This window comes from Lederbergia sp. B243.17 (assembly GCF_057657925.1).
This window is the reverse complement of sequence record NZ_JBWBKF010000029.1, coordinates 87,003-93,849: the sequence shown is the minus strand read 5'-3', so window position 1 is coordinate 93,849 and position 6,847 is coordinate 87,003. Positions and strand designations below refer to the sequence as shown.

At 49.4% G+C, this 6,847-nt stretch carries 5 protein-coding genes and 1 rRNA gene; all 6 read left to right on the top strand.

Going from position 1 to position 6,847, the window contains the following annotated elements:
• A 5S ribosomal RNA gene (rrf, locus tag AC0TWI_RS04745) occupies positions 1-114 on the top strand; the annotation flags it as partial.
• A 726-nt stretch (positions 115-840) separates the two neighbouring features.
• Positions 841-1,302, top strand: a complete 462-nt coding sequence (locus AC0TWI_RS04740; RefSeq protein ID WP_488125192.1) for a CtsR family transcriptional regulator — start codon at positions 841-843, stop codon at positions 1,300-1,302.
• A 14-nt stretch (positions 1,303-1,316) separates the two neighbouring features.
• On the top strand, positions 1,317-1,859 hold the full coding sequence (mcsA, locus tag AC0TWI_RS04735) for a protein-arginine kinase activator protein McsA (protein WP_488125189.1): 543 nt from the start codon (positions 1,317-1,319) through the stop codon (positions 1,857-1,859).
• A 3-nt stretch (positions 1,860-1,862) separates the two neighbouring features.
• Positions 1,863-2,933 carry a protein-arginine kinase McsB gene (gene mcsB / locus AC0TWI_RS04730; RefSeq protein ID WP_488125188.1) on the top strand — a complete coding sequence of 357 codons (1,071 nt, stop codon included), beginning with the start codon at positions 1,863-1,865 and terminating at the stop codon, positions 2,931-2,933.
• Positions 2,934-2,944: 11 nt separating this feature from the next.
• Positions 2,945-5,380: an ATP-dependent protease ATP-binding subunit ClpC gene (gene clpC / locus AC0TWI_RS04725; protein ID WP_488125187.1), complete on the top strand. Its 2,436-nt coding sequence runs from the start codon at positions 2,945-2,947 to the stop codon at positions 5,378-5,380.
• A 74-nt stretch (positions 5,381-5,454) separates the two neighbouring features.
• Entirely contained in the window at positions 5,455-6,831 is a 1,377-nt protein-coding gene (gene radA, locus AC0TWI_RS04720; protein WP_488125186.1) for a DNA repair protein RadA, read from the top strand.
• Positions 6,832-6,847 lie beyond the last annotated feature (16 nt).

Genomic DNA, 6,847 nt, shown 5'->3' with positions numbered 1-6,847 from the left:
TGGCGGCGATAGCGAAGAGGCCACACCCGTTCCCATCTCGAACACGGAAGTTAAGCTCTTCAGCGCCGATGGTAGTTGGGGGTTTCCCCCTGCGAGAGCAGGACGCTGCCAGGCAAACGAAAGACACCGCGGATGCGGTGTCCTTTTTTGTTTTATCTGCTTAACGGAGCGGCTGTTCCATTTTTATTGTCCGTTTAGAGGCTATATCGTGTTTCATCGATAAGGTTCTCTTCCGTAGCACATATGTCTTCGTCTCGGCAAATATATCTCACTCCTGGAGGATATATCTCCTTCTCAGTAAATATATCGCCGTCCTGGCGAATATATCGACAAGTTCATCATTTTATCTGAAATCCAGTTGCTTCTGGGCATCCCCAGCAAAGATATCGACCAACTCCATGAATGTATGTCGTTCTCAGAAAAGTTATCTACCAACTCTGTGAAGATATCTACCATCCCAGCAATTTTATGTCGTTCTTAGCCAAAGTATCGACCATTTCACCTATCTACGGGCAGTTGCCTGTCAATTTTGCTACTGGTTAATGGTCATTCGTTCCCTATTTTAGAATCGTCTTCCCAATCTTCTCCGACACATTCACATTTTTCTCTGTCCTTCTCAAAAGCCGGCATCCTTGCCCGCAATTTCCCTTTCATCTACAATCTGACACACCCAAGCACTAACAGAAAGTGGGCTGATTTTCTCTTCCGAACCGGTTTCTCGTCACTGCTGAATGGATAAAATAATAGGGAGCAACTATTTGCAACAGTGCTGATCAGTCCTGTATAATATAAGTCAAATATAGTCAAAGTCAAGCGGACGATCAAGGAGGCGGCTTGATGATGCGTAACATATCTGACCTGATTGAAAGCTATTTAAAAAAGGTCATTGAGTTAAGCGAAGGTGAAATTGTAGAGATTAAACGGAATGAAGTGGCAGATAAATTTCAATGCGTCCCTTCCCAGATCAATTATGTCATCAATACTCGCTTTACGATCGAAAGAGGATATATGGTTGAGAGCAAGCGTGGGGGCGGAGGTTATATCCGCATTACGAAAGTAAAGGTGCATGATGAAGCCCAATTGATCGATCAGCTGACGATGCTGGTCGGCAACCGGATCTCTCAAGCAGTCGCCCAGGACATTATAGAAAGAATGATGGAAGAAAGGCTCGTTTCTGAGCGTGAAGGCAAACTGATGATCAGCGTTATGGACCGGGCGGCACTTTTTATAGACTTGCCTGCCAGGGATGAGCTTCGGGCCCGGCTGCTCAAGTCGATGCTGCAAGCGATCAAATATAACTGAATGAGGTGACGGCAATGATATGCCAGGAATGCAATGAAAGGCCTGCAGCGCTTCATTTTAAGAAATTCGTGAATGGCGAGCAGACCACCATTCATTTATGTGAGCGGTGCGCAAAAGAAAAGAGTGAACTGCTGATGATGGATAAAGGAGCCGGATTTTCGATCAATGATCTGCTTGCGGGACTTTTCAATTTCGATGCAGCTGTGCAGACAGCGAAACTGCAATCACAATCCCCCTCACCTTATATTGTCCAGTGTGATGTTTGCAAGCTGACATATAAGCAGTTTATTGAAACGGGGAAATTTGGCTGTGCCCATTGTTATACAGCCTTTAAAGATTATATGGACCCGATACTAAAAAGGCTTCATAGCGGAAATACGCACCATGCGGGAAAAGTTCCCGCCCGTCTCGGCGGCTCTCTTCATCTAAAGCGTGAGATCCAGCAGCTGAAAGATGAGCTCACTCGCCTGATTGTTCAGGAGGAGTTTGAACAGGCTGCAGAGGTGCGGGACCGTATTCGTTCCCTTGAAAAAAATATTTCAGAGGGAGGGAAATAGCGAATGAACCTCGAAAAGTTCTTAAACACGGCAGTCAGCTCATGGATGAGTGCAGATGGGCCTGATTCGGACATTATTTTAAGCTCCCGAATCCGGCTGGCGCGAAATTTGCAAAAGTATAAGTTCCCTACCTTGTTTAGTAACGAAGAGGCAAGGGAAATAATCAACAAACTTCATGGACTTATCACATCGGAGGCTTTAGCGGGTTTTGGTGCAGTGGACTTTCTGCAAATGAGCGAGTTAAAGGATCTAGAAAAGAGAGTGTTGGTTGAAAAGCATTTGATCAGTCCGCGTCTTGCAGAATACTCACCACATGGAGCGGTTATCCTTTCAGAGCTGGAAGATATCAGCATCATGATCAATGAAGAAGACCACATCCGCATTCAATGCTTGTTTCCTGGCCTGCAAATTGAGGAAGCTTGGAAACTGGCAAATGAGATTGACGATCAGCTGGAGCAGGAGCTTGATTATGCATTCAGCGAAGATCTGGGGTACCTGACAAGTTGTCCAACCAATGTCGGAACAGGCTTGCGGGCATCGGTCATGGTTCATTTGCCAGCATTGATTCTGACAAGACAAATGAACAGGATCATACCGGCCATCAATCAACTCGGTTTGGTTGTAAGAGGAATGTACGGCGAAGGCAGTGAAGCGCTTGGCAATATTTTTCAAATATCCAACCAGATCACACTCGGTAAATCAGAAGAAGATATTATTGGAGATCTGATCGGGGTTGTGCGCCAGATTATCAGTCAGGAGCGGCAAGCCCGGGAAGCATTAGTAAAAACATCCAACATACAATTAGAAGACCGCGTCTTTCGTTCATACGGTATTTTGGCCAACAGCCGGATTATCGAGACGAAAGAGGCCGCCGAGTGTTTATCGGATGTAAGATTGGGCATAGATACAGGATATATTGATTTATCGAGAAATATTTTGAATGAATTGATGATCTTAACACAGCCGGGCTTTTTGCAGCAATATGCCGGGGGTCCGCTTCGCCCGGAAGAGAGAGATATTAAGAGAGCTGCTTTTATTCGGGAACGTCTGAAGTTTGATGAAAAGGACTGTTAGGAGGAGATTGTATGATGTTTGGCCGTTTTACTGAGAGAGCGCAGAAGGTGCTGGCCCTGTCGCAGGAAGAGGCGATTCGCCTCGGTCACAGCAATATCGGGACAGAGCATATTTTACTCGGGCTTGTACGTGAAGGAGAAGGAATCGCAGCCAAGGCTTTGTATGGTCTGGCACTCGGACCTGAGAAGATCCAGAAAGAAGTGGAGAGTTTAATTGGAAGAGGTAACGAGACATCTCAAACGATCCATTATACACCGAGAGCGAAGAAAGTGATCGAACTCTCCATGGATGAGGCGAGAAAGCTCGGCCACTCCTATGTTGGCACAGAACATATCCTCCTCGGTCTGATTCGTGAGGGGGAGGGTGTGGCGGCCAGGGTGCTCAATAACCTCGGAGTCAGCCTGAACAAGGCACGCCAACAGGTGCTGCAGCTGTTGGGAAGCAGCGAGGCGAACAACCACGCGAGCGGAAGTGCCTCCAGTGCGAGCACCCCTACATTGGACAGTCTGGCCCGTGACCTCACTGCCATCGCGAGGGAAGGCACGCTTGATCCGGTGATCGGGCGAAACAAAGAGATCCAGCGTGTTATTGAAGTTTTGAGCAGAAGAACGAAAAACAATCCAGTTCTCATCGGCGAGCCGGGTGTCGGGAAGACGGCTATTGCAGAAGGGCTGGCGCAGCAAATTATTAATAATGAAGTTCCTGAAACGCTGCGAGATAAACGAGTAATGACACTTGATATGGGTACAGTGGTCGCAGGAACGAAATACCGCGGAGAATTTGAAGACCGCCTGAAGAAAGTGATGGATGAAATCCGGCAGGCCGGCAACATTATCTTATTCATTGATGAGCTCCATACCTTGATTGGGGCGGGTGGAGCGGAAGGCGCCATTGATGCTTCGAATATCCTGAAGCCGTCACTTGCAAGAGGAGAGCTTCAATGCATCGGCGCGACTACTCTTGATGAATACCGCAAATATATTGAAAAGGATGCTGCACTTGAGCGGCGTTTTCAGCCGATCCAGGTTGATCAGCCAACAGCAGAAGAGTCCATTCAAATACTGGAAGGCCTCCGTGACCGTTATGAGGCCCACCACCGGGTATCGATTACGGATGAAGCAATTGAGGCTGCTGTCAAGCTGTCTGACCGCTACATCTCCGACCGATTCTTGCCGGATAAGGCGATCGACTTGATTGATGAAGCGGGTTCCAAAGTCCGTCTCCGCTCCTATACGACTCCGCCTAACCTGAAAGAATTGGAAGGGAAGCTCGAGGCGGTGCGCAAGGAAAAAGACGCCGCTGTCCAAAGCCAAGAGTTCGAGAAGGCGGCTTCGCTGCGAGACAACGAACAGCGTTTGCGGGAAGAACTCGAGGAAACAAAGAACAGCTGGAAAGAGAAGCAAGGCCAGGAAAACAGCGAAGTGACAGTGGAAGATATTGCTCAGGTCGTTTCAAGCTGGACGGGAATCCCTGTATCAAAGATTGCCTCGACGGAAACCGACCAGTTGCTGAAGCTTGAGGAAATCCTTCATAAGAGGGTCATCGGTCAGGATGAGGCGGTCAAAGCGGTCGCTAAGGCAGTACGGCGTGCGCGGGCAGGTTTGAAAGATCCGAAGCGTCCGATCGGCTCCTTCATTTTCCTTGGCCCTACAGGGGTCGGTAAGACAGAACTTGCCCGTGCGCTCGCTGAATCAATGTTCGGCGACGAGGATGCGCTTATCCGCATTGATATGTCCGAGTATATGGAAAAGCATTCCACTTCAAGACTCGTAGGTTCCCCTCCGGGATATGTCGGATTCGAAGAGGGCGGACAGCTGACAGAGAAAGTCCGCCGCAAACCGTACTCTGTCATCCTGTTAGATGAGATTGAGAAGGCCCACCCGGATGTCTTCAACATTTTGCTGCAGGTACTGGAAGATGGCAGGCTGACCGACTCAAAAGGCCGGACGGTCGACTTCCGCAACACTGTGCTCATTCTGACTTCGAATGTCGGGGCGCAAGCACTGCAGCGTAATAAGTATGTTGGCTTCAGCATCCAGGACGGTGAGACGGATTACAAGGATATGAAGGGCAAAGTGATGGAGGAGCTGAAAAAAGCCTTCCGTCCGGAGTTCCTGAACCGGATTGATGAAATCATTGTCTTCCACTCTTTGGAGAAGCCACATCTGAAAGAGATTGTAAGTCTGATGTCCAGCCAGCTAATGAAGCGGCTTAACGAACAAGATATGGATCTTGAAATCACCAACGCGGCGATGGAAAAATTGTCCGAAGAAGGATTTGATCCTGAATATGGAGCGAGACCGTTGAGAAGAGCCATTCAGAAATTCGTCGAGGACCGATTGTCTGAAGAATTGCTGAAGGGGAATATTTCGGCGGGACAGCATATAGTGATCGATGTGCAAGATGGCGAGTTTACTGTCAAGGCGACAGAAGGTTCCGTCTCCTAATGCAGGCGGGGTACGCGGAAAACGCGTACCCCATTTCGTCATTGTTGTTCATTTTTTGAGGGGGAAAGCTACGGATGGCTAAGAAAAAAACGAAATTCATCTGTCAATCCTGCGGATACGAGTCAGCCCGTTGGATGGGGAGATGCCCGGGATGCGGGGAATGGAATTCGCTCGTCGAAGAAGTGGAGATCACCGGTAAGCAGCCCGTTAAGACGTTCCAGCATACGGCACCGGGAGTAGTGGCGAAGGCTGCACCGATTACCTCGATTGAAACCGAGCAGGAGCCAAGAGTCAGGACTAAGATGAAAGAGCTGAACCGGGTGCTCGGGGGCGGCGTTGTGCCTGGATCTCTCGTTCTGATCGGTGGAGACCCGGGTATCGGGAAATCCACACTGCTGCTTCAAGTATCCGCACAGCTTGCTGCTGCGAGTGATAAAGTGCTGTATGTATCAGGAGAGGAATCCATCAAGCAGACGAAGCTTCGGGCGGACCGCTTAAATGTGTCGGCGTCAAATCTGTTCATTTATGCGGAGACAAATTTAGAGTCGATCCACCATACAATTGAAAATGTTTCACCGAATTTTGTAGTGATTGACTCCATTCAGACCGTCTATCATCCTGAGGTAACTTCCGCGCCTGGAAGTGTATCACAAGTCCGAGAGTGTACGGCGGAGTTAATGCGGATCGCCAAAACGAAGGGGATTGCAATATTCATCGTCGGCCATGTTACGAAAGAAGGATCGATAGCGGGCCCGCGCTTGCTCGAGCATATGGTCGACACCGTCCTTTATTTTGAAGGTGAGCGCCATCACACATACCGGATATTGCGCGCCGTAAAGAACCGTTTTGGTTCGACAAACGAAATGGGTATTTTTGAAATGAAGCAGCAAGGTCTTGTTGAGGTGGAGAACCCGTCGGAAATATTCCTCGAAGAGCGGTCGATGGGGGCGTCTGGCTCTACGGTGGTCGCATCGATGGAAGGCACGAGACCTGTCCTTGTCGAGGTGCAGGCATTGATTTCCCCGACAAGCTACGGCAACCCGCGCCGGATGGCGACGGGAATAGACCATAACCGCGTATCTCTCATCATGGCTGTCCTTGAAAAGCGGGTCGGCATGCTGCTGCAGAACCAAGATGCTTATTTGAAAGTAGCAGGCGGCGTCAAGCTCGATGAACCGGCGATCGATTTGGCGGTCGCGACGAGCATTGCGTCAAGCTTCAGGGACAAACCAACAAAGGCAAGCGACTGCTTTATCGGGGAAGTCGGATTGACAGGTGAAGTCCGCAGGGTGTCCCGGATTGAGCAGCGGGTCCAGGAAGCGGCAAAGCTTGGCTTTGAGCGGGTAATATTGCCAGCGAATAATATCGGAGGCTGGGATCCGCCGAGCGGTGTGCGGCTGCTCGGCGTAAAAACCGTGGGAGAAGCATTGCAGGCAGCTTTTTCTGAATGATTGGCTGCGGGGCGAG

What these genes read in the sequence shown, in the direction of transcription:
- AC0TWI_RS04740 (WP_488125192.1), top strand. Translation starts at nt 841, where the DNA reads ATGCGTAACATATCTGACCTGATTGAAAGCTATTTAAAAAAGGTCATT.
- mcsA (WP_488125189.1), top strand. Translation starts at nt 1,317, where the DNA reads ATGATATGCCAGGAATGCAATGAAAGGCCTGCAGCGCTTCATTTTAAG.
- mcsB (WP_488125188.1), top strand. Translation starts at nt 1,863, where the DNA reads ATGAACCTCGAAAAGTTCTTAAACACGGCAGTCAGCTCATGGATGAGT.
- clpC (WP_488125187.1), top strand. Translation starts at nt 2,945, where the DNA reads ATGATGTTTGGCCGTTTTACTGAGAGAGCGCAGAAGGTGCTGGCCCTG.
- radA (WP_488125186.1), top strand. Translation starts at nt 5,455, where the DNA reads ATGGCTAAGAAAAAAACGAAATTCATCTGTCAATCCTGCGGATACGAG.